Origin of the sequence: Chromobacterium piscinae, assembly GCF_021129175.1 — a bacterium.
Taxonomy (GTDB): Bacteria; Pseudomonadota; Gammaproteobacteria; order Burkholderiales; family Chromobacteriaceae; genus Chromobacterium; species Chromobacterium piscinae.
On sequence record NZ_JAJOHV010000133.1, the window covers coordinates 1 to 733 of the forward strand.

The 733-nt window shown below is 62.5% G+C and carries 1 protein-coding gene; it reads left to right on the forward strand.

From position 1 onward, the window contains the following. The coding region (locus LQR33_RS22965) for a VCBS domain-containing protein (protein WP_231470579.1) at window positions 1–733 on the forward strand (733 nt) is incomplete at both ends.

Sequence of the window (733 nt, forward strand, 5' to 3'; positions counted from 1 at the left end):
TTCACCGTCTACTCCAAAGACGGCACCTCGCACGACATCACTGTCGTCATCAACGGCGTCAACGACGCGGCCATCATCGGCGGCACCGACCACGGCGTCGTGGTCGAGGACGATATCACCCAGGTGAACGGCACCCTGCTGATCAAGGACGTGGATCAGAACCAGTCCGCCTTCCAGCCAATGGCCGACGTTCAGGTCGACTACGGCACCTTCCACTTCGACAGCGCCTCCGGCAAGTGGACCTTCACCCTGGACAACGCCAAGGCCCAGGAACTGACCAGCGCCGATCGCTTCGACCGCTCCTTCACCGTGCACTCCGTGGATGGCACGCCCCACGTCGTCACCATCACCATCCAGGGCAAGGATGATCCGGCGGAGATCACCGGCAATGACCAGGGTGCCGTCACCGAAGACCTCAATGTCTCTGCCGCCAACACCCTGGACTATGCCGGCAAACTGAATGTCGTCGACCCTGACAAGGGCCAGTCGGTGTTCGATACCAGCCGCGTCGACAACAAGACCGCCAACCTCGGCACCATCACCATCGACGCCAACGGCAACTGGCATTACAGCGTCGACAACGCCAAGGTGCAGTACCTGGGCCAGGGCGAGACCCGCACCGAGGTGTTCACCGTCTACTCTCAGGACGGCACATCCCACGACATCACCGTCGTCGTCACCGGCGTCAATGATGCCGCAACCTTCTCCGGCAACGACGCCGGCGCGGTGACCG